A 21,471-nucleotide genomic window follows, 5' to 3' on the forward strand; every position below is an offset into this window, starting at 1 on the left:
CCAATGGTATGAACTCGCGCCACACCGAACGTACGGGCATGAAGGCGAAGCGGTGGACATGTCGACTAAGACGCGGCCCGCTCAACTCCTGGCCATCCTCCGATGACCAGCTCGCATGATCGAGCACTCGCCTGGATGTGGATACTGACCGACATTCCTGCGCACGGGACAGTCCCCGACCGCCGTAGCGGATCGGACGGCCGGGGGGTAAAACGGGAATCACCACTTTGTCGGGTGAGTCGTACTGTCAGTAGTACTTCAGCGCCGCACCCTGGCCGCGGTGATCCGAGTACTTCGGCGCACGGGTGCCCAGGCCCACGGACGCGTCGTAGGCCTGGCCGTAGTCGACGGTGCCTGTGCCCGAGGCCGTGTAGGCCTTCGCGAACAGGAAGTCGATCCGGCGGTCGCCACCCCAGGTCCAGTGGTTGCCGATGATGCAGTTGAACTTCTTGATCGGAGTGTCGTTGGCGGCGGTGTCACAGGCGCGGTAGGGCGCGTCCTTCCAGCCCAGATTCTGCCCGCCGCAGGTGCCGACACCGACGCTCGTCCCCTCGTACCAGCATTCCCAGTTCGCCGAACCGCCGGCGACCGCGGCGTCCTCGTTGTTCCAGTCCCCGGCCATAATCTGCATGTTGGACGCGCCCCGGGCGGCGATCTTCGAGTTGAGCAGTTTCATGTTTTCCCAGGCGCAGTCGGCGTCCTCGTTGTCCGAGGTCGCCAGGTGCACCGAGGCGACGTTGACGGCCTTGCCGGACACCGCGTCGTCCGTGAGCCGCACGACCAGGTTGAACCACTCGTTGCTGTCGGTGCACGGGTCTCCCTGGTTGACCCGGTGCTTGAGCCGCACCTCCTCCTTCGAGCTGAACGAGAGCCGGTTGGTCCGATAGACGACGGCGGACCCTCCCCGTTTACCGGCTCCGAGCACCTCGTAGCAGTGGTAGTCCTGGCCGGCCGCCCGGGACTCCAGGACCTTCACGAACTCCTGGCAGCTGTCGGCGTTGATGCCGTCCACATTCGTGCCGGCCTCCTGCAGCGTCACGATGTCGGGCAGGTAGTCGACGCCGGGCCGGGAGTCGTCGGTGATGTAGTAGGCGAACTCCTTGTAGTTGGAGACGGAGTCGGTCGTCATGTGCCGGGTGTTGAGGTTCCAGACCTGCAGCCAGCCGGTGACGGACGCCGGCGGGGCGGCGTGCGCCGCGGTCGGCACTACGACGGCGGCCGCCAGGCCCACGCCCAGGGCGAGGGACAACCGCAGGGAGCGTTGAACGATCTTCGTGACGGGCATCGGGCTCCTCGATGTGACGGAATGCCCCGCGACGCGGGTGCGGGGCGCGCAAGGATCTGCGGGACCGACAGTGGCAGCCGAACCTCCGACACGTATTGAACAAATCCGAACTGTCAGGCGAGGAACACCGATGTGATCTCGGTCTGTGAGCGGTCGGTGGGCCGCCAGCTCGCCGCCCGGTGCCGGGTCAGCGCGGCGGGGGTCAGCCCGGTCATGGCCTTGACCTCGCGGATGAGGTGCGCCTGGTCGCTGTAGCGGGCCAGGTGGGCGACGCGGCTGGCGGGCAGTCCCGCGTCCAGGGCGCGCAGCGCCCGCTGCAGGCGGGCGACCCGCTGGGCCGCCTTCGGGGTCATCCCGAAGTGGTCGCGGAACCGCGACTGCAGATGCCGCTCGGACCAGGCCGCGTCGGCCGCGAGGGCGGCGACCGGCACGGACAGGTCCCGCTGGACGCGCTGCCACACCGCGGCGGTCCTGGGGCAGGGCTCCCGCCCGGCGGCGGCGCGGCGCAGCAGGACGGCGTCGAGCAGCCGGAACCGGCCGGCCCAGTCGGGGCAGTCGGCGAGGCGTGCGGTGAGCCGGTCGGCGTCGGCGCCCATGATGTCGGCCAGCGTCAGGATGTGCGATCCGCCGCCGGTCGCGTAGCCGTCGAAAAGCCGGTAGCCGCCCAGCGGCCACAGGCGCACGTCGACGCCTTCGAGGTCGCCGTCGTGCTCGGCGTGCACGACGCCGGTGCTCATGCCGGCGACGAGCTGCCCCAGCCGGGCGGACCGGCCGGCGGCGGCCGACAGCTGCAGCGAACCGCGCCAGGTGACGGTGAGGTTCACGAACGGCACCGGGAACTCCAGCCGGCGTACGGGCTCGGCCAGGCGAAGGTTGAAGCCGCGGTAGCCGTACACGATGCCGCGCAGCCGGGGATGCGGCCGCCCTTCGACGAGCTGCCAGTGGCCGCGCTCTGACATAGTCATACCTGACGATATAAACGGGTCCGGCACGACCTGCCGATCGAGTCGGCGCCTGGGCCGCTCGTCACATCGGAAAGACTGGACGCGATGACGGCCGGTCTTGTAGCTTGCAGCTGACCGTGACACGCCCCAGGAGGTGAGACCCATGAACGCTGTATCGATGTGGGCGCTCCCCCTTCCCGTGACGGTCGGGCGATTGACGTAGGTGTCGCCGGGAGCGCCCCGCCCACGAGGCACTCCCGAAAGGCAACACCTGTGAACTCTCGAATTTCCGGCACGCCGTCGCCGGACTCCCCCGCCGCGCCCCTCGACTTCGACGTGATCATTGCCGGGTGCGGGCCGACCGGTGCGCTGCTGGCCGCCGAACTGCGGCTGCATGACGTGCGGGTACTCGTCCTGGAGAAGGAAACCGAGCCGGTGTCGTTCGCCCGCATCGTCGGGCTGCACATCCGCAGCATCGAGCTGATGGCGATGCGCGGGCTCCTGGAGCGCATCCTCGAACACGGGAGAAGGCGTCCGGCCGGCGCCTACTTCGCCGCCATCGACAAACCCGCGCCCGAGGGCCTGGATTCCGCGCACGCCTACCTGCTGGGCATCCCGCAGCCGGTCATCGTCGACCTGCTCGAACAACACGCGATCGGACGGGGCGCACAGGTCCGGCACGGCACTGCCGTGACCGGCCTCGAACAGGACGACGACGGCGTGACCGTCGAACTGGCCGGCGGGCAGCGGCTGCGGGCGAGCCATCTCGTCGGCTGTGACGGCGGGCGCAGCACGGTGCGCAAACTTCTCGGCGTCGGCTTCCCCGGCGAGCCCTCCCGCAACGACACGCTGATGGGCGAGATGGAAGTCGGTGTGCCGCCGGAGCAGATCGCCGCGAAGATGACCGAGATCGGCCGCACCGACAGGCGATTCGACTTCAGGCCCTTCGGGCAGGGGGTCTATCGCGTCGTGATCCCCGTCGCCGGGGTCGGCGATCGTGCACGACAGCCCACCATCGAGGACTTCCGGCAGCAGCTGCGCGCCGTCGCCGGGACCGACTTCGGCGTGCACTCCCCGCGCTGGCTCTCGCGTTTCGGGGATGCCACCCGGCTGGCCGAACGTTACCGGGTCGGGCGGGTGCTGCTGGCCGGGGACGCTGCACACATCCATCCGCCCATCGGCGGGCAGGGCCTCAACCTGGGCCTGCAGGACGCGTTCAACCTCGGTTGGAAACTGGCCGCGCAGGTCCGCGGCTGGGCACCGGAGCCGCTGCTGGACACCTACCAGGCCGAACGCCATCCGGTCGCCGAGGACGTGCTCGACAACACCCGCGCCCAGCTGGAGCTGCTGTCCGCCGAGCCCGGCCCGCGGGCGGTACGCCGACTCCTCACCGAACTGATGGAATTCGACGAGGTCAACCGCCGGCTGATCGAGAAGATCACCGCGATCGGCATCCGCTACGACTTCGGCCCCGGCCCCGACCTGCTCGGCCGCCGCCTGCGCGACCTCGACCTGAAACAGGGCCGCCTCTACGATCTGCTGCATCACGGCCGCGGCCTGCTCCTGGACCGCACCGAACGCCTGACCGTCGACGGCTGGTCCGACCGGGTCGACCTCCTCGCCGACCCCACCGCGCCGCTGGACGCCCCGTGCGTCCTGCTCCGCCCCGACGGCCACGTCGCCTGGATCGGCGACGACCAGCACGACCTGAACCACCACCTCGCCCGCTGGTTCGGCCACCCCACCACCTGACCACGTAAAGGAAGGGCACCTTCACATCGCCATGTGTTGTGGAAGGTGCCCTTCCTTCGCGTCCTGGTCGAGAGTGGCAGGTCAGGCGACCAGGAATCGGTGCGGCTGGAAGACGCAGATGTTGGCCTCGCCCTGGGCGTTGCCGTCGGTGATCTCGACGAACAGCCCGTAGGTCTCCCCCGGGGTCAATTCGATCGGCAGGTCGACGGAGCCCTTGTTCAGGCCCGCCAGGGGCTCGACACCGCGGGCACGCCGGATGTAGATGTTGTCCCACCACAGCAGCTGCTGGGTGTCGAACTCGCGCAGCGACGCGGCCTGGGCCAGCCGATACACATAGTAGGCGTCCGGGCCGCCGAACTCGGCCAGGGTCGACCAGCTGGTCAGGGTGTACGCCATCCGGTCCCGGTGGGCCAGGTAGCTGTCCACGATCGCGCGCGACGGCGCGCTGCGCTGCTCCCGTGAACGGGTCAGCACCTCGCCGTCCTTGGTCGTCACCTCGATCGTGTACGTGCCCTCGGCCAGGAACCCGGCCGGAACGTTGAGCATGTACCAGTGGTAGTCCAGCGACGGGTCGTAGATCCAACCGTCGCGGTTGGCGTTGGTGAACATCCGGTTCGTGAACGCGACCTCGTAGCCGCCCGGTCCTCGCGCCACGATGCTCTCGATCTGGTCGGGCACCGGCGTCTCGGACGGGTAGAAGGAGACCAGGAACTTGTGCTGCTCCTTGGGCAGCCCCACGCTGTCCTCGAAGTCCCAGTACACGTCGCAGGCCATGATGTCGTAGATCCGCACCGTCATCAGCCGAGTATTCGACGCGGTGGATGCGCCACGCATCGGCGAAACCACCGGCCACCGCACGCCCCTGCATTCGTGGTGCGTCGCGCGGCGGGCAGGGTGGGCCTCAGTCGCCTTCGGCCCACCCTGCGCGTCAGCAGTTGGCGTTGACGGCGGGGATCCAGCCGTCCTGACCGGGCGCCTCGGCGCCGTGTCCGTAGATCCACACGCTGGAGCCGTCGTCGATGGCCTGGCCGTGCCAGCGGAAGCCACGTCCCGCGGACAGGGTGCGCAGCACGAAGCCGTGCGGGTCGGTACGCAGCCACGTGTTCTGGTTGAGGTTGCACACGAAGCCCGGCGCGTCGCTCGCCGAGGCCGGTGCGGCGGCCGCCGTCGCGCCGGCGAGCGCGACCATCGCAGCCGCGCCGGCGTGGAGGAGTTGGCGTTTCACCGATGTCCTTCCTGATGGGAACAGCAGATTACGATCATGGCCAGTATCGTGATCTCGCCCGGCCTCGCAACACGAGGCCGATTTCGAGTTCAAGGTTCTGTAGACACCCCGCGCCGCCGGTAAACCCGCTTGAACCACGGTTCCGGCCGCGGCATCGCGAGCGCCCGTGTTCGACGACCGCGTCGCTCTGCGGGAACCGACCCTGGTGGACCAGCACACCTTCCGCGACCGGCTTCGGCACGGCGCCAGGTCGCCGGGTTGATTCGTCATCGTCGATCTGAAAATATCGACAACCATCGTGCTCAATCGATTGGCGACTGCCCGACACCCCTGGAAGGAAGCCAACATGCGGTTCCCCCACCGCGTTATGCTCATTCTCGCGCTGCTCGCAGCCGCCCTCCCCGTGCCGACCGCCGTGGCGAGCGCGGCAGTGCCCGCGCAAGCCGCACTCGCCCAGATCGAGGAGCGGGTCTACGTCGAGTCCAGCGTGGACTCCAACGGCGACGGCCGGCTCGACCGGATCGCCATCGACATCGCCCGGCCCTCCACCGGCGGGCCATTCCCCGTCGTGTTCGAGCAGAGTCCGTACCGCAACGGCCTGGCCAACGCCGCCAACCACGGCGTCAACGTCAGCGCCCTGCCGCAGGAGAGCCTGTTCCCGCTCGCGCCCGGCGCGTCGCCCACGGCCGGAGCGGGCGTCAACGTCGCCAGGCCGGTGCCGGACCTGCCCGACTGGTACGACGACTACTTCGTGCCCAAGGGGTACGCGGTCGTGCTCGGCCACAGCCTCGGCACCGGCGCCTCGGAAGGCTGCCCGACCAGCGGAGACATGCAGGAGACGCTGGCCACCACCGCGGTCGTGGACTGGCTCAACGGCCGCGCCCGCGGCTTCAGCGCAGCGGGCGCCCAGGTGACGGCGTCCTGGAGCACCGGCAACGTCGGCATGATCGGTATCTCGTACAACGGCACGCTGCCGAACATGGCCGCCGCGACCGGCGTCGCCGGGCTCAAGGCGATCGTGCCGATCTCGGCGATCTCCAGCTGGTACGACTACTACCGGGCCAACGGTCTCGTCGTCGCCCCGGGCGGCTACCAGGGCGAGGACGCCGACGTGCTGGCCCGCGCCGTGGTCGACCGGACCGACTGCACGAGCCGGATCAACCAGATCGAGACCGACCAGGACCGGGTCACCGGGGACTGGACGCAGTTCTGGGCCGACCGCGACTACGTCGGCAAGGCGGACAAGGTCACCGCGGGCGTGTTCGTCATCCACGGCCAGGCCGACTGGAACGTCAAAGGCCGGCACTACGCGCAGTGGTGGGACGCGCTGCGGGCCAACAACGTGCCGAGCAAGATCTGGCTGCACAACGGCGGCCACGGCACGACCTCGCGCTCGGACTACCGGGCGACGGTCGAGCGCTGGTTCGAGTACTTCCTCAAGGGCGTCGACAACGGCGTGCTCACCGGGCCCCGCGCCGAGGTGCAGTTCAAGGACGGCACCTGGCGGCAGTACGCCGACTGGCCCAACCCCGGCGCGACCGAGGCGGTGTTCAAACTCGACGCGACCTCGGCCACCGCGCCCGGCGGCCTGACCCTCGGCACCCCCACCGGCACCACGGCGCAGCAGTTCACCGACAACGGGCGCAGCAGCACCGCGACGACCCTGGTCGCGAACCCGGACAGCGCGAACGGCAACCGGCTGGTCTACCGGACCGGCAACCTGCCGGCCGCGGTCACGCTGACCGGCTCGCCCCGGGTCTCGCTCCGGCTCGCCGTCACCAACCGCAACGACGCCAACGTGACCGCGCTGCTGGTCGACTACGGCGGCACGGGCACCAGCACCACCCCCGTGATCGTCACCCGCGGCTGGATCGACCCGCAGAACCGCAACAGCCGCGCCACCAGTGAGAAGGTCGTGCAGGGCACGGAGTACACGCTGAACTTCGCCATGGAGCCCAAGGACTACGTGTTCGCGGCCGGCCGCCGGATCGGCCTCGTGGTGATCTCCACCGACTACGACTACACCCTGCGCCCGCCGGCCGGTGCCGTGCTGCGGCTCAACCCGGTCGCAAGCACACTGACGATCGCGCAGACCGGCCTGGCCGCCGGCAACGACTTCGCTGTCTCGGTCTCCCCCACGGCGGGCGCGACCAACCCGGGCGGCTCGCTGAGCGCGACGGTCGCCACGACGGTGACCAGCGGTTCCGCGCAGAGTGTGGCACTGTCGGCAAGCGGGCTGCCGGCGGGGGCGACCGCGTCGTTCAACCCGGCGATCGTGACGGCGGGCGGCAGTTCCGCGCTGACCCTGAGCACCACCGCGTCGGTCCCGCCGGGCACCTACCCGATCACGATCACCGGCACGGGACCCGGCACCACCCGCACCGCCGTCTACACGCTCACGGTCAACGGGACCGGCGGCTGCCGGGCGAGCAACCCGAACGACGTGGCGATCCCGGACGCGGGAGCCGCGGTGGAGAGCACGATCACCATCAGCGGCTGCCCCGGGGCAGCCTCGGCGTCGTCGACGGCGGAGGTGCACATCGTCCACCCGTACCGCGGTGACCTCGTGGTCAGCCTGGTCGCACCGGACGGGTCCAGCTACTCGCTGAGCAACCGTTCCGGCGGCAGCGCCGACGACATCCACCAGACCTTCACGGTGAACCTGTCCGGCGAGACCGCCAACGGCACGTGGCGCTTGCGTGTGCAGGACGCGGCGTCCGCCGACGTGGGCCGGATCGACACCTGGACGCTGACCGTCGGGCCGTGAAGCACGCGACCGCGCCGGCCGTCCCAGGGCGGTCGGCGCGGTGCCTTCGGCTCAGCCGCCGGTGGCGGAGAAGTGCATGTAGTCCTTCAGGGAGCGGTAGTCGCCGCCCCACTTCCAGCCGATTTCGGCGAATGCCTGGACCGCCTGCTCGCGCGGCTGCGCCATGCCGGGGCGGGCGTCGGCCCGGTCGAGGTAGGCGGTGGCGAGTTCCGGCAGGACGACCTTGCCCTTGTGGTACGGGTTCTGGAACGGGTTGAGGTCCACCGCGAGCCCGTACGCGTGCTGGGACCAGCCCTTGTGGCCGCGCACCTGGCGGCAGGCGAACACCTCGGTGGTGTTCTGGTCGCCGGTCGACGGGGCGTTCAGCTGCGCGGCGCTGGAGATCCGCATCCGTTCGATCGGGAAGTCCGCGGCGAAGAGCCGCTCGAACACGGTCACCAGGTCGTCGGCCACCCGGGCGTTGGCCAGCAGCTCGCCGGTGTGGGCGCGGCCGTCGAAGCCGCGGAACCCGACCGTGAGGTAGCGCAGGTCGGCAGCGGCGATCGGGCAGTTCTCGGTCCAGCTGGAGCGGGCCAGGACGTCGGCCGGCACCGCCCGGACGGTCGCATGGAAGCGTCCGTCGGCCGGTGGCGGCAGGTAGTCGACGGTGATGATCGACCGGTTCTGCAGCTCGGGCGGGGTCGGCCGGGCTTCGGCGAAGCCTTGCGGCCCGGCCGGGAGCGCTCGGGTTCCCAGCCAGGAGGGTGCGGCGGTGGCGTCGCCGAAACGGATCGGTGCGGGGCTTCGATGCTCGATGCGCACTCTCGGCGCATCGGTCGTTGTCTGTGTCGGCTTGTCCACTTCCGCAGCGGCGGGAACGGCCGAACAGGCCGACAGCGCGCAGCCCAGGAGCACCGCCACGGCCGGCAGGACCGCCGCTCGTCCGGCCAAACGACGCCGAACGCCGGCAGCCGTGCGGGCTGCGGCACGGGCGGTCGAGGAGAAGCTTTCGGGGGCGCGCATTTCGCCAAGGATAACCGCGCCCTGGTCAACAGCATGATCATCGTGTCGCCGGTCATGCCGTCACCAGCCGGCGAGCGAGGTGGACCCGCGCCCGCAACGGCTGAGCCCGCGTGCGGCGACCGCACCACCGGCTGGTCGGTGAGGTGACGGCGCGCCCACCCACAGTAGAGATCGACGAATGTCTTGACAACCAGGGAGCGGTTGCCCGATCCTCGTCCAGAGAGCGCTCCCTCGAAGATCGACAGCGATCGCCCACGCCCGGGGCAGGACACCGTGACGACGACAGCTGGACACCTCGACCGCGCGGTCGCGCGGGCCGCCGTGGCGCGGGCGGTGCTGCTCGGTCGGGCGGCGGCGACCCTTGCCGTCGCGGGCGGCGGTCTACGCCTGCAAGCCCGGCCCGCTCCGCTGCTCACCGTACTGGTGCTCGTCGCGCTGACCACTGCCGTCGCGCTGGTGGCACTGGCCCGCGATCCCCGCGTCGTCGCCCATCCGCTGCCGGTGCTGGCGGCAGACGCCGCGATCGTCCTGGCCGTGCTCGGTATCGGCGGCGGCGACGTCGCCTTCTTCTGCTGCGCAGCGGGTGCCGCCGCGCTGGCCGGGGTGCTCGTCGGGTTCTGGGGGCTGCTGCCTGCCGCGTGCTACGCCGCGCTCGGCTACCTGGTGGCCGGCCACGTGCTCGCCTCGACACCGGACGCGGCGAGCCTGGCCGGGTTCGTGCTGGCCTTCCCCATCGTCGACGTGCTGGCCGCCGTCGGGGCCGCGGTGGCGACCGCCGCGCTGGCCGCCCACGTCGAGCTGTCGGTGCGGCTGGTGGCTTCGGCGCAGCGCAGCGCAGCGGCGGCCGAAAGGTCCCGGCTCGCTCGCGAACTGCACGACTCGGTCGCCAAGACGCTGCGCGGGGTGTCGTTCGCGGCGCTGGCGCTGCCGACGTCGCTGCGGCGGCAGCCCGCGCTGGCCGAGCAGCTGGCGGCGACGGTGTCGGCCGGGGCCACCGCGGCGGTGCGCCAGGCGCAGGAGGTTCTGGAAGGGTTGCGCCTGGACGACCCCGATCACGAGTTCGCCACCACGGTGGACCGGATCTGCCGCAGGTGGGCCGAGCGTGCGGGCGTGCCGGTGCGCTGCTCGGTCGCTGCCGGGGACCTGCCGGTGGAGCTGCGCTACGAACTGGCGCAGATCCTGCACGAATCACTGGAGAACATCGCCCGCCACGCCGCGGCGCGCCTGGTGACGGTGGAGCTGGGGTACGCCGCCGGCGGCGTCAGGCTGCGGGTCGCCGATGACGGGTCCGGGTTCGTCGTGCCGGCCGACTGGCGCGACTGTTTCGGCCTGATCGGGATGGCCGAACGGGCCGCCGCGATCCGCGGCACCCTGCGGGTGGTGTCCACACCGGGTGCGGGCACGGCCGTCGTCGCGGACATCGCGCTCGCGCCGACCGGAGCATCCTCATGATCTCGGTGATGGTCGTCGACGACAATCCGATCGTGCGCGCGGCCCTGTCCGGCTGGCTCGGGCTTCTCCCGGGGATCCAGGTGTCGGGGCAGGCCGCCGACGGGCGCGAAGCCGTCGCGCTGGCCCGCCGGGACCGGCCCACGGTGACCCTGCTCGACCACCGGATGCCGGTCGCGGACGGGCTCGCGGTGCTCGGCGAACTGGTCGCCCACACCTGCGTGCTGGTGCTCACCAGCGATGCGAGCCCGCAGCTCATCGCGGCTATGCTGCGCGGCGGCGCGCGCGGCTACCTGGTCCACGGCGCGTTCGATCCGGCCGAGTTGCACCGCGCGGTGCTGGCCGTGGTGGCCGGGCAGGGCTGGCTGTCGCCGGTGGCGGCGGCTGTCGCCGCGGCGGCGGTTCGCGAACAGGCCGAACGCGAGCGGACCGAACGCGACCTCGCCGAGCGGCGGCGACTCGCCAGGTCCCGGTTCGGGCTGACGCGGCGGGAGCAGGAGGTGCTGGGCCAGGTCGCGCAGGGCCTGTCGAACGCCGCGATCGCCCACCGGCTGATGCTGGCGGAGAAGACGGTGAAGAACCACCTGCAGCACATCTTCGCCAAGCTGGGCGTGGCCAGCCGCACCGAGGCGGTCGTCGTGTGGACCGGGCAGAGGTGAAGCCGTGGTCGCCGTTTCCCGCCGTCTGCTGGGCTGGTCGGCCCTGGGGCTGGCCGTCGCCGCGACGATCGCCGTCGTGCCACCGCTGATCACGCCCGCACCACTGGACGACCGCGGACCTGCGGTCGGCGCGCTGCCCGGCTCGCCGCCGACCCCGCCGCCGTCGCCCGTTCCGCCGTCGCCTGTCGTGCCGTGGCCTGTCGCGTCGTCGGCGGAGCGCACGAACGCGGCAGTGCCGCCGGCCAGGGCGGCACGGCCGACCACGTTCGGGCCGGTCACCGTGCACGCCGCCGACCCGTCCAACATCCGCGTGGGCGCGCGGGTCATCGAGTGCCCCACCTGTGTGGACGGCAGCCGGGTCGGCTACATCGGCGGCCCCAACACCCTCGCGGTACGCATCACCGGCGTGCCGCAGGCCGGTGAGCGGACCGTGACCGTCGTCTACGAGACCGAGCAGCCGCGCACCCTCAAACTCGCCGTCGACGGCGGCCCGGTCAGCGAGCTGACCCTCGCCGGAGCGCGGAGCTGGCTGATCCCGGTGCGGGTGTCGGTGCGCCTGCGGCTTCCGAAGGGCTCCTGCTGGATCAGGTTCTTCAACGACACCGGCTCGGCCCCCGACATCAACACGATCACCGTCAGCTGACGCGGCGGACCTGCTGCCTGGGCGGGCGTCTCGCACGCCGCCCGCCCAGGCAGCCGCTCAGAACTGCCCGGCGCTGTTGCACTTGGCGGACTGGACGATGCAGTTCTTCACCCGGTGCCCCTGCGCGTCGTTGTCCCAGACGTTGACGAAGTCGCCGTGCATGGACGAGGCCATGCCCGAGGCCAGGGTGAACCCGTCGGCGCTGCCGACGGCCGGGTACGCGATGACGAACGAGACCGACGGGATCGCCACCGGGAACGCGCCCGGGCACGTTCCGTCCGCGGTGTACGCCACGTGCGACTTGTGGTCGGGGCTGTCCAGGTGCACGCCGTCCCAGCAGTCGGGGAAGACGAGCTGGAACATCAGCGTGCCGCCCGGCGAGCAGATCGGCCAGTTGCCGTCGGCGCTGCGGCCGATCTCGCCGCCGGTGGTCCCGCCGACGCAGTAGAACTGGTTGACCGCACCGGCGGGGGTGGGGACCTGCCGGCTCGCGCTGCCCGCGATCATCTCGAAGCCGAGCGGGAACGGCACCGTGCGGCTCGGGTCGGCCAGACGCGAGCCGTAGTAGACCACGACTCCCTTCGGCTCCACCGCCACGCCGCGGTGATACAGGGTCGGCACCCAGTACGCGGACAGGTCGGCGGGGGCGGGGGTGCAGGTTGTGGCGGTGTTGGCGCGCAGGGTGTCGAGCGTGGAGTTGGCGTTGGTGCTGCGGTTGCCGAAGAAGCTGTGCATGTGCGACGCGCCCGGCAGGCCCGGGAACACGATGGGATCGTCCTTGAAGGAGTGGCTGTACGTGCAGGTCGCGTTGAACTCGGGGACCCGCACGGCGTTGGGCGGCGCCGGAGCCATGGCCATGGCCCGGAAGGCGGCCAGCTGCGCGTTCCACTTCACCGGGTCGACATCGACCCAGCCGGTGCCGCCGCCGGTGCCGCCGGTGCTGAACGAGAGCCAGTTGAGGTTGACGAAGTCCGCGCCGCTGCCGGTGTTGGCCATGACCGCGTACACCGACTGGACGCCGGCCGGGTGGCTGGTGAGGTTAACCGTCTGGGTGGCCCACGCCTGCCAGCCGCCCGTCGCCGTGATGGTGAACCGGGCCAGCACGGGCCCGGTCGTCGACGCCGTGCGCAGCTCGATCGCGCCCGAGCCGCCGACGGCGGAGGCGACGCGTACGGACACGGCCATCGTGCCCGAAGCACCCAGGTCGATGCCGTCGTAGCGCAGCCAGTCCCCGCGTGCCAGGTAGCCCACTGCGGAGCCGCCGCCGGTGTCGACGGTCGGCTCGACGACGGCGCCGGACTGCGCCGCGTACGCCTCTGCCTGCACCACCAGCTCGGCGGCGGCGCCCGCCGACGGTGTCAGCGCGACCACGGCGACCGTGAGCACCATCGCCGCGCCGCCGGCGGCGAGCGTGACCGCCCGCACCCGCCGCCTGATCCAGTCCCTTGCCATGCCCGACCTCCTGCGTACGTGAAAGAGCGAGTCGTTTCAACGTAGTTACGAAGGTGGATCGATTCCTGAGGCGAAAGCCTCACGGGCCGCCGTCGGCGGGGCCCAGTTTCCGGGACCGCGCGCCCGTCAGACGCGCGCCAGGTCGTCCAGTCGCGACGCCGCCAGCTGGTGCCCCACGCCGACCATCCACAGGATCGTCATCGCGATCACCGTCGGGTTCTTCACGCTGACGAGGATCGCCTGCAGCAGGTCCTTGCGCTCCTCGGGCGCCCAGAGCGAGATCGCGGTCTCCGGCAGCACGTCGAAGACGACGAACGCGATGCCGAGCACCAGCAACTGCAGCAGGAAGTCGCGCATCCGGCCGTCGACGCCCTGGCCGACCCGCTGCCAGCGCTCCCCGACACCGAGGTGGGACCAGCCCGCCTCGACCGCCGCGATGCGCAGGATGAGGTAGACGAGCAGGATCCGCACGCCCGCGGTGAGCACCTCGCTCGCGGGGCCGACCCCGGCCGGCAGCCGGTCCCCATAGTTGATCACCATGAACCGCTGCAGGCTGGGGATCAGCGACAATCCCAGCACCAGCGGCCAGTGCGCCGCGTAGAACCGCAGCGCCCAGCGCGCCGCCTCGACACTCAGACTCCAGGCCGATCCCATGTCAGCCGCTCCCTTCCCCAGATACTTCACGACACTAAACTATTCAGCGCCGTGAAGTAAATACCAGCGGGTTAAGGTGTGCGTCGTGAGTGATCTGGGCTGGGAGCTGAGCACTGCCAGCGTGCTGTTCCACGAGGCCGTCGCCCGTCGACTCGGACTGACCGCCGTCGAGCACAAGGCGCTCGGCATGATCGTGCGCGGCGGCCCACTGCCCGCGGGCGCGCTCGCCCCGCAGCTGTCCGTCGGCGCGAGCGCGGTCACCGGCATCGTCGACCGGCTGGTCCGGGCCGGGTACGTCGAGCGCCGGCCGGATCCCGAGGACCGGCGGCGGGTGCTGATCGCCGCCACCGCCGACCGGCCCGACCTGAGCGCCATCTTCGCGGACCTGACCCGGGAGATGGGCACGGTGGTCGCCCGCTACGACGCCGAGCAGCTGGCGACGATCACCGACTACCTGGAGCAGACCATCGCGGTGCTGCGGAAGCAGACCGCGAAGCTGAGCGACGCGGCCTGACGGTCACCGCAGCGCCGGGTCAGCCGGCGATGGTGTACGGAACGACGATGACGACCTTCTCGTCGGTGACCTCACGCACCTGGACGCCTTCGCTCTGCCCGGACGCCGGCACGGTGACCTGGTTTCCGCCGATGTCGACGGTGACCATGCCGTCCTTCACCTCGACCAGCTCGGCTTTCAGGCCGAACACGCTCGCCGAGGCGTCGACGCCGCGTTGGAAGGTGACGACGCATTCCTGAAGGCTGCAGTCGACGTCCGTGCCTTCACCGTCGCCGCCGCATCCGGCCAGCAGGGCCGTCGACAGCAGCAGCGGCAATCCGATCATCCGAACAATGTTTACCCGAAGGCCAGCAGACATCATCCGACTCTACAAAGGCGGATCAAGCCACGAGCGCGCCGACACGCTGTCCGGTGATCATCTCCGATCGGGCAGCGACGAAGACACCCCGGGTCCTGACACGTGGATGAGTGCAGAACCCGGGGTGGGACGCACCCTACGGGGTGGCGTGCGGGTGGCCGGGCAGCACGGTGAACGGCCCGTTGTCGAGGATGGGGTACTCGGATTCGCCGGCCTCCAGGCATTCGGCGCCCAGGCCCGGGGCGGGCCCGCGACCGGTGCAGACCCGCTCCGCCATGGTCACGAAGAGAGTACTGGTGTGGGTGCCGGGACGAAGCGGATGGAAGGCCCGAGACACCGGGACGACGTAGGGCAACCCTGCGGTTCCCGCAGGCAGCACGACATCAGCGGGAACCGTCCCGGACCGCAGGACCTCCGGGCCGAGCGTGACCGACCACTCGCGGGCTGTCCCGGCGTCGATCACATAGCGGGCGCTCTGGAAGTTGGTGATGAACGCCGCCTGCTCGGTCGCGGTCGCCGTGAGCCAAGGCGGGACGGCCCGGACCCACCTCTCCCCCGCCAGCGCCGTGCGGCAGCCGGGCCCACCGGGCGGGTCGGCGATGTCGTCGGTCGCGGGCGCAGGCGGGCCGACGATCCGCTCCCGCACGTCGTAGCGCTGGTTCAGATCCCGCCACTGCTCGCTGCCCCCGGTGAAGATGGGGCTGATGCAGAAGCGGTCGCGGTGCGGCTTCGCGTGCGCGGCGCCGGCCATGAGGCCCAGGCCTATCCCGAGCGTCGTCAGGATCGCCGCGGCTCTCGCGGAGCGCAGTACAGCAATGGACATGGTTGAACCCCCGTAGTTCGTACGCTGACCTCGTACGTTGTCGGGCCAGGCCCCCTGGCCCGGTGCGAAGCGTATGCGCAGTCATCACCGTGGCTGCCGCCTGACACGCCGATGCCGCGCGGTATTCAGCCGAGCTTCGGGGAACGTATTCCCAGGTGAGAAGCATCCCACCGACACGATCAAGTTCATCAACATCGATGTTGCTCGACAGGTGCTCCCCCTGGCGAACCGGCCTGGTGATGAGTTGTCGCGCCCGCAGCCGTCATACCTACGACGGGACTTCACCAAGCGGAAGGATGACGTGATGGGTGCGGACACACGGCTGGAAGAGCTGGGCGTGAGCGGACTGGGCGAGGTCGACGAGGCGGCGTTCTCCGGGCTGGTGGAGCGGCACCGGCGGGAGTTGCACGTGCACTGCTACCGGATGCTCGCTTCGTTCGAGGACGCCGAGGACACCGTCCAGGAGACGTTCCTGCGGGCCTGGCGTAAGCGGGAGACCTACCAGGGCCGGTCGACGTTGCGGGCCTGGCTGTACCGGATCGCCACCAACGCCTGCCTGGACCTGCTCGCCAGGTGCCGCCCGGAGCCGGCGACCGGCGGCGAGGTGCGGTGGCTGCAGCCCTACCCGGACCGGCTGCTCGACGAACTGCCCGCCGGTGAGGCGGACGACCCGGAGGCCGTCGCCGTCGCCCGCGAGACGATCGAGCTGGCGTACCTGGTCGCAGTGCAGCACCTCGCGCCGCGGCCGCGTGCCGTGCTGATCCTGCGGGACGTGCACGGCTGGCCGGCCAAGGACGTCGCGGAACTGCTCGGGGACTCCGTCAACTCCGTGAACAGCGCACTGCAGCGGGCCCGCGCCGGACTGCGCGAGCACCTGCCCGCGCAGCGGCAGGACTGGACCGGCGGCGAGCCGGACGCCGGAACGCGCGAACTGGTCCGCCGCTACACCGAAGCCGGCGTGGCCACGGACATCGCCGCGATCGCCGCCCTGCTGCGCGACGACGTCCGCTGCTCGATGCCGCCCACGCCGGGTCTGCACATCGGCCGGGACGCGGTCGTCGACGACTGGACGGCGAGCGGATTCGAGGGCATGGAGGGCCTGCGGCCCGTTCTCACGTACCTGAACCGGCAGCCCGCCGTCGCCTTCTACCACTGGCGGGAGCAGGAGGGCGCGTACCTGCCGCTGACGATCGACGTCCTGCGCATCACCGGCGGGACGATCACCGAGATCGTCACGTTCCATAGTGACCGGTTCCCGGGGCTCGGGCTGCCGGAGCGCCTGCCCGCCGACGGCACGGAGTAGTCCCGTGTGGAGTCGGCTCAGCCCCGTACGGGACGACGCTGAGCAGCGCGGCCTGAGCCTGACTGCGACCCCCGGTCGACGCCGGGCTCAAGCCGTGCGTGGTCGTGAGACGGTTCAGCTCGCAGGGCCGTACAGCCGGGCGACGTCGGGCGAGTCGAGCCAGCCGCTGTAGGTCGGCTGCTGCGGCCAACCCTCCGGGGAGTCCTGCCACTCCTCCTGCCGCCCGAAGGGCAGGGTGTCGACCAGCGCGAAGGTGTACGTGAGCTGTTCGGCTCCGCGGCCGGTCGTGTGCCAGGTGCGGTAGACCCGGTCGCCGTCGCGCAGGAACACGTTGAACCCGAACCCGCCGCCGGGTGGGGCGTCAACGTCGGCCCCGAACGGGCTGTCTGCGGTGGAGTACCACGTCATGGTGTTGCCGACCCGTTCGGCGTACGCGAGGGCCGCCTCGATCGGGCCCTGGGTGACGATGACGAACCGCGCGTCGTAGTTGTCGAGGAAGTCCAGCCGGGTGAACGACGAGGTCAGACTGGTGCACCCGCCGCACTGCCACTCGGCGTCCGGGTCCCACATGTGGTTATAGACGATCAGCTGCGACTTGCCGTCGAAGATGTCGACGAGCCGGACCGGACCTTCGGCCCCGACCAGGGTGTAATCGGGCATCGACACCATGGGCAGCCGTCGCCGCTGCGCCGCGATCGCATCGAGTTCCCGGGTGGCCGCCTTCTCGCGGACACGCAGTTCGTCCAGTTCCTTACGCCAGGTCGCCTGGTCGACGACAGGTGGAAAGGCCATGATCACCATCTCCTTCTTCTCGCCCCTCCACCCTAAGACCGGTCCCGGCGCGGAAACTCATCGAACCGCCGCCGACATCACCTCTCGCCGCGGTCACCCGGGACCAGCAACGGGCCGCCGTGGCCGGGCAGGCCCCGGTCGGCCGGGATCGCCTCCTCGACCGCGCCGTCGGTCGCGACGCCGTGTGTGCGGGTCTGCGCGGCCAGGCGCTCGTAGTATGCCGACACCGCCGCGAGCACATCTCGGACGGCGTCCAGCAGTTCGGTTCCCGCCTGCTCGACGACGTCGGCCTCGTGGATCTCGAAGGCCCGGATCGCTCGCAGTACAGCGGACTTCAGGTCGCTGAGCAGCTGGACGTCGGCGTGCTCGTAGATGCGGCACAGTGCGGTGACCCGCCGGTGGTCGTCGCCGGTCAGCAGCAGTTGCTTGACGGCGGTCACGGAGGTCCGCACGAGGGTGACGTCGGGCCGGGCCGCCAGGGCGGCGAGTTCGGCGTCGAGGTGGCGGACGTCCTGCTGCGGGTCGCAGAAGCCGACGGTGTGCTGCCACAGGGTGCGCAGGTCGTCGTGCAGGATCCCGTCCAGGTAGCTGACCAGGAACCGGCGGTGTCCTTCGATGACGTACTGCGCTTTGAAGGCCGTCAGGTCCCGGGGGTCCTCACCCAGGGTGGTGACCGAGGCGGTGAACCCGTAGTCGGCGGTGAGCGCGTTGCGCATGGCGACCAGCATGTACAGGAACCGCACCCAGCCCCGGAACAGTTCCTCCAGCGGCAGCGAGCGCAAGCCGTCCTCGGTGAGCACCACACCCCAGCGCGCGCCGAACTGCAGTCGGCGCAGGTGGCCGATCTGATACATGGAGAGCTGGGAGTCGATCTCGGCGTGCGCGTGGTGCAGCACCTTGCGGTATGCCGCGGTCGCGTCCATGCCGACGTAGTTGCGGACGATGTGCGGCCCGCCGATGTGCAGGTGGATGAACTCGCTGACGTCGATCACCGCGCCGCCGACGGCCATCCAGTAACCCATGTCGGGCGTGTCGTGCTGCGCCAGGTCCGACACCTCGACACGCGGCGTCTGCTGGGCGTGGCCGAGGTAGGTGGTGAAGACGTCCTGGGCGAGACGTCCCTCGGCGACCAGTCGGCGGAGGAACTCCCGGCCGTCGCCGGGCACGATGGCGGTCAGCGCCTGGAGCACCGCGACGGAGAATCGCGAGCTGCCGCAGACGTAGACGGATGCGCCGCGTCCGCCGTCCTCGACGGGCCGCAGCAGGTCCCAGAGGGCGTCGGCGTCGGCGCGGATCACGTCGTCGACGCGCCGCCGCTGCCCGGCTCCGACGACATGTCTCCGGCCGTCGAACCGGATCCCGGCATCGGCGCGGGAGAACGCGACGGACAGGTTCAGCCGACCGGCCGCGGCCGCCGTGTCCAGCTCGGTGTGCTCGACGAACTCGTCCGGCGTCCGGATGCCCAGGTAGAGCCGGTTCTCGCCGGGTCCGGTGCGGGCGGCGACGAACCCCAGGAACGGGGCGATGCCGGAGCCGGCGGCGAACATGACGATGGGCGCCGCCGGATCGGCCGGCAGCCGGAACCTGGGGGTGGCCACGATCTGCAGGGAGAGCCGTTGCCGGCCGTCGAGACTTGCCCGGCGCAGGAAGTGCGATGCCGCGCCTTGGCGTTTGCGCGAGACGGACCACGGTGTGCGGGCCGAGGTGTAGTCGAGTCCGGCGACGACCAGTTTCAGGGTGGTCGCCGGTTGACCGGGCGGCGGAGCCGAGGCGATCGAGTAGAGCCGGAACGGTTCGGGCGCGACGACCGCGCAGAAGGCGTCGCTGTCGCCGGCGTCGGCCTTGCAGAGCCGGGTGACGTCATACCCGCCGGCGTACAGCAGGTTCAGGACGTCCCAGAGTTCCCACTGGTCCTCCATGCGGGCGTCGACGACCCGCTGCCACGCGCCGACGGCCGTGAGTCTCGCCAGCCGTTTGGCGACCTCCCGGCCGATCGGCCGCAGCTGGGCGAAGCGCAGCAGCGTCCGCAGCGGAAGGACGTCGACGTCGCCGTAGCCCTCCCGGCGGGCCACCGCCGCCCGCCAGCGCGGGGTGAGCGGCACCAGTTCGTCGCCGGTGGCCTGCAGCGCGGCGACCGTGCGGCGCACGAGGTCGTCGTCGTGCTCGGCCAGCACGCCGACCCGGTCGCCGGGCAGGTGGTGCACGCCCTGGCCGGTCACGTCGAGGTCCAGGTAGCAGGTCCAGCCACCGGACTCGCCGGTGACGACCCGGCCCCGGCGGGCGGTCCCGAACACCACGGGCGCGCCCACCGGTGGGCGGCGTTCCTCGCGGACGACGGCCAGCTCCCCGTCGACCTTGTCCCAGGTCCGGTCCTTGAACAGCCCGGTGAACCGGGCGCCGGTGGTCACCTGTCGGCCGACTTTGAACGCCACTTCCAGGAAGCCGTAGGCCTTGATGCGGTGCAGTCCCATCCAGCCGCGGTCGCCGACGTAGGCGTCGAGCATCGCGTTGTAGACGCCGCGCAGGGCGCTGCTGCGGGTGTCCTCCACGTACTGGCGCACCGACACCTCGCGCAGCGCCGCCACGAGTTCCCGCCAGTGCCGGGGGAAGTATCCGGCCAGGTAGGTGCTCTGCTGCCCGACCAGGGAGCCGTAGTCCCGGCGTTCGAGGAACGCGTCGAGCGCGTGGATCTGCGGTTGGGCGGTGCCGCTCGGGCTGGGCGCGCCGTCGAAGATCGGCACGCCCGCGGTGCCGACCGTCTTGGCCCACAGCACCTGGTCGAGGGGATGCCGGCCACGGGGGTTGGGGTCGATCTGGGGGTAGATGGCCTGGGTGACGTGCTGCAACTGGTCGAGGATCACCAGCAGCGCGCCTTCCAGCGCGGCCGGGTCGTCGGCGACCACGGCCTCCTGGGCGTCGAGCATCGCGCCCAGCACGGGCGTGAGCCCCATCGCGAACTCGGTGGTGACCAGGTAGAACACCCGCTCGGCGGCGTTGTTCCAGGTCGGCACGAGCAGGTCCATGTTGTCCAGCGCCCGGGGACCGGACGGGTCGCGCAGCCGCCAGTTGTAGAAGAACAGGTCGATGTACGACACGGCCGGGGTCTGCTTGCCCAGCCGTCGCGAGACGGTGGTCCACGGCCGCAGCAGCGAGTCGGGCAGCGCGGCGGGCGGGTCGATCGCCATGTACTGGTAGGCGTGGGCGAACACGCCGAGCAGGGTCGAGGCGCGCAGCAGGTAGCGGTCGGGCAGTGCCTCGGGTCTGGCGTCGAGGACCGGCATCGCGTCGAACGCCCGGCGCAGCGTGAGCCGGCGGAACAGCTCGGGCAGCCGGTCGGTCATCTCGTCCCAGGCGCGGTGCGAGTCCGGGAAGGCCAGCAGCGGCGGTTGTGCGGGCAGGAAGCCGTGCGCAAGCGACAGGAACCCGTCGAGTTCGTGGCCGACCTGCCGGTTGTGCGCCTCAGCGGCCCGCACCACCCGCCGCGCGGCGACGTCGGGCGGGGTGTCGGGCCGGAAGACGGTCAGGTGCGACTCGTCGACCGACACCGTCGCGTTCGGATCGACGAACTTCCAGGCCACGTCGAACCGGCCGATCCGGATCCGGTCCCCGGGAACGAGCGCCTGGCGGCGGGTCAGCCGCTGGTCGTTGACGTAGGTGCCGTTGGTGCTGCCGAGATCGGTGAGCACCAGGTAGTCGCCGATCATCTCCAGTTGTGCGTGGCGCCGGGACACGCTGCTGTCGTCGAGCTTCACCGCGGCCGCGCCGGCGTCACGGCCGAACGTGACCGGCAGCGCGCGCACCTGCTCGCTGGTGGCCTGGGTGTGCCGATCGGTCAGGACCAGCCGGATC

The 21,471-nt window shown here is 70.9% G+C and carries 18 protein-coding genes; 7 read left to right on the plus strand and 11 right to left on the minus strand.

The window, feature by feature from the left end; genetic code table 11:
- Positions 1-247 precede the first annotated feature (247 nt).
- A complete protein-coding gene (locus AB0B66_RS11925) occupies positions 248-1,285 on the minus strand; it encodes an endonuclease/exonuclease/phosphatase family protein (protein WP_360526969.1) in 1,038 nt (345 codons plus the stop codon).
- 113 nt (positions 1,286-1,398) lie between these two features.
- On the minus strand, positions 1,399-2,250 hold the full coding sequence (locus AB0B66_RS11930) for a helix-turn-helix transcriptional regulator (RefSeq protein ID WP_360526972.1): 852 nt from the start codon (positions 2,248-2,250) through the stop codon (positions 1,399-1,401).
- A gap of 252 nt (positions 2,251-2,502) precedes the next feature.
- Here AB0B66_RS11930 and rox point away from each other — a divergent pair, with 252 nt between their 5' ends.
- On the plus strand, positions 2,503-3,981 hold the full coding sequence (gene rox, locus AB0B66_RS11935) for a rifampin monooxygenase (RefSeq protein ID WP_360526975.1): 1,479 nt from the start codon (positions 2,503-2,505) through the stop codon (positions 3,979-3,981).
- 81 nt (positions 3,982-4,062) lie between these two features.
- Here the strand turns inward: rox and AB0B66_RS11940 are convergent, their stop codons facing one another.
- Both AB0B66_RS11940 and AB0B66_RS11945 read right to left on the minus strand, forming a co-directional pair.
- Positions 4,063-4,779 (minus strand): hypothetical protein, encoded by a 717-nt coding sequence (locus tag AB0B66_RS11940; protein ID WP_360526978.1) that lies wholly within the window; start codon positions 4,777-4,779, stop codon positions 4,063-4,065.
- A gap of 130 nt (positions 4,780-4,909) precedes the next feature.
- A complete protein-coding gene (locus tag AB0B66_RS11945) occupies positions 4,910-5,206 on the minus strand; it encodes a hypothetical protein (protein WP_360526981.1) in 297 nt (98 codons plus the stop codon).
- Between the two features lie 346 nt (positions 5,207-5,552).
- On the opposite strand from AB0B66_RS11945, the gene AB0B66_RS11950 reads away from it, so the two are divergent.
- Positions 5,553-7,973 (plus strand): CocE/NonD family hydrolase, encoded by a 2,421-nt coding sequence (locus tag AB0B66_RS11950; RefSeq protein ID WP_360526984.1) that lies wholly within the window; start codon positions 5,553-5,555, stop codon positions 7,971-7,973.
- Positions 7,974-8,024: 51 nt separating this feature from the next.
- Here the strand turns inward: AB0B66_RS11950 and AB0B66_RS11955 are convergent, their stop codons facing one another.
- Positions 8,025-8,774: a M15 family metallopeptidase gene (locus AB0B66_RS11955; RefSeq protein WP_360526987.1), complete on the minus strand. Its 750-nt coding sequence runs from the start codon at positions 8,772-8,774 to the stop codon at positions 8,025-8,027.
- A gap of 474 nt (positions 8,775-9,248) precedes the next feature.
- Between AB0B66_RS11955 and AB0B66_RS11960 the strand changes: the two genes are divergently transcribed.
- The 3 genes from AB0B66_RS11960 to AB0B66_RS11970 are packed head-to-tail and all read left to right on the plus strand — an operon-like array spanning position 9,249 to position 11,726.
- A complete protein-coding gene (locus tag AB0B66_RS11960; RefSeq protein WP_360526990.1) occupies positions 9,249-10,427 on the plus strand; it encodes a histidine kinase in 1,179 nt (392 codons plus the stop codon).
- A complete protein-coding gene (locus AB0B66_RS11965; protein WP_360526993.1) occupies positions 10,424-11,083 on the plus strand; it encodes a response regulator transcription factor in 660 nt (219 codons plus the stop codon). Before AB0B66_RS11960 ends, AB0B66_RS11965 begins: the two co-directional genes overlap by 4 nt.
- 4 nt (positions 11,084-11,087) lie before the next feature.
- Positions 11,088-11,726: a hypothetical protein gene (locus tag AB0B66_RS11970; protein WP_360526996.1), complete on the plus strand. Its 639-nt coding sequence runs from the start codon at positions 11,088-11,090 to the stop codon at positions 11,724-11,726.
- 57 nt (positions 11,727-11,783) lie between these two features.
- Here the strand turns inward: AB0B66_RS11970 and AB0B66_RS11975 are convergent, their stop codons facing one another.
- Complete coding sequence (locus tag AB0B66_RS11975; RefSeq protein WP_360526999.1) at positions 11,784-13,178, minus strand: DUF1996 domain-containing protein; 1,395 nt, start codon at positions 13,176-13,178, stop codon at positions 11,784-11,786.
- Positions 13,179-13,304: 126 nt separating this feature from the next.
- A complete protein-coding gene (locus AB0B66_RS11980; protein ID WP_360527002.1) occupies positions 13,305-13,832 on the minus strand; it encodes a hypothetical protein in 528 nt (175 codons plus the stop codon).
- Positions 13,833-13,917: 85 nt separating this feature from the next.
- Here AB0B66_RS11980 and AB0B66_RS11985 point away from each other — a divergent pair, with 85 nt between their 5' ends.
- Positions 13,918-14,346, plus strand: a complete 429-nt coding sequence (locus AB0B66_RS11985) for a MarR family transcriptional regulator (protein ID WP_360527004.1) — start codon at positions 13,918-13,920, stop codon at positions 14,344-14,346.
- A gap of 19 nt (positions 14,347-14,365) precedes the next feature.
- Here the strand turns inward: AB0B66_RS11985 and AB0B66_RS11990 are convergent, their stop codons facing one another.
- Complete coding sequence (locus tag AB0B66_RS11990; protein WP_360527007.1) at positions 14,366-14,671, minus strand: hypothetical protein; 306 nt, start codon at positions 14,669-14,671, stop codon at positions 14,366-14,368.
- A gap of 169 nt (positions 14,672-14,840) precedes the next feature.
- A complete protein-coding gene (locus AB0B66_RS11995; protein WP_360527009.1) occupies positions 14,841-15,527 on the minus strand; it encodes a hypothetical protein in 687 nt (228 codons plus the stop codon).
- Positions 15,528-15,831: 304 nt separating this feature from the next.
- Between AB0B66_RS11995 and AB0B66_RS12000 the strand changes: the two genes are divergently transcribed.
- On the plus strand, positions 15,832-16,830 hold the full coding sequence (locus AB0B66_RS12000) for an RNA polymerase subunit sigma-70 (protein WP_360527012.1): 999 nt from the start codon (positions 15,832-15,834) through the stop codon (positions 16,828-16,830).
- A 114-nt stretch (positions 16,831-16,944) separates the two neighbouring features.
- On the opposite strand, the gene AB0B66_RS12005 is transcribed toward AB0B66_RS12000, so the two are convergent.
- Together AB0B66_RS12005 and AB0B66_RS12010 are read right to left on the minus strand one after the other, a co-directional pair.
- Positions 16,945-17,622: a DUF899 family protein gene (locus AB0B66_RS12005; protein ID WP_360527015.1), complete on the minus strand. Its 678-nt coding sequence runs from the start codon at positions 17,620-17,622 to the stop codon at positions 16,945-16,947.
- 77 nt (positions 17,623-17,699) lie between these two features.
- The gene (locus tag AB0B66_RS12010; protein ID WP_360527018.1) at positions 17,700-21,422 is read right to left on the minus strand and encodes an FHA domain-containing protein; all 3,723 of its coding nucleotides are present in this window, start codon (positions 21,420-21,422) and stop codon (positions 17,700-17,702) included.
- Positions 21,423-21,471 lie beyond the last annotated feature (49 nt).

It is taken from the genome of Catellatospora sp. NPDC049111 (assembly GCF_040648615.1).
Classification (GTDB): domain Bacteria; phylum Actinomycetota; class Actinomycetes; order Mycobacteriales; family Micromonosporaceae; genus Catellatospora; species Catellatospora aurea.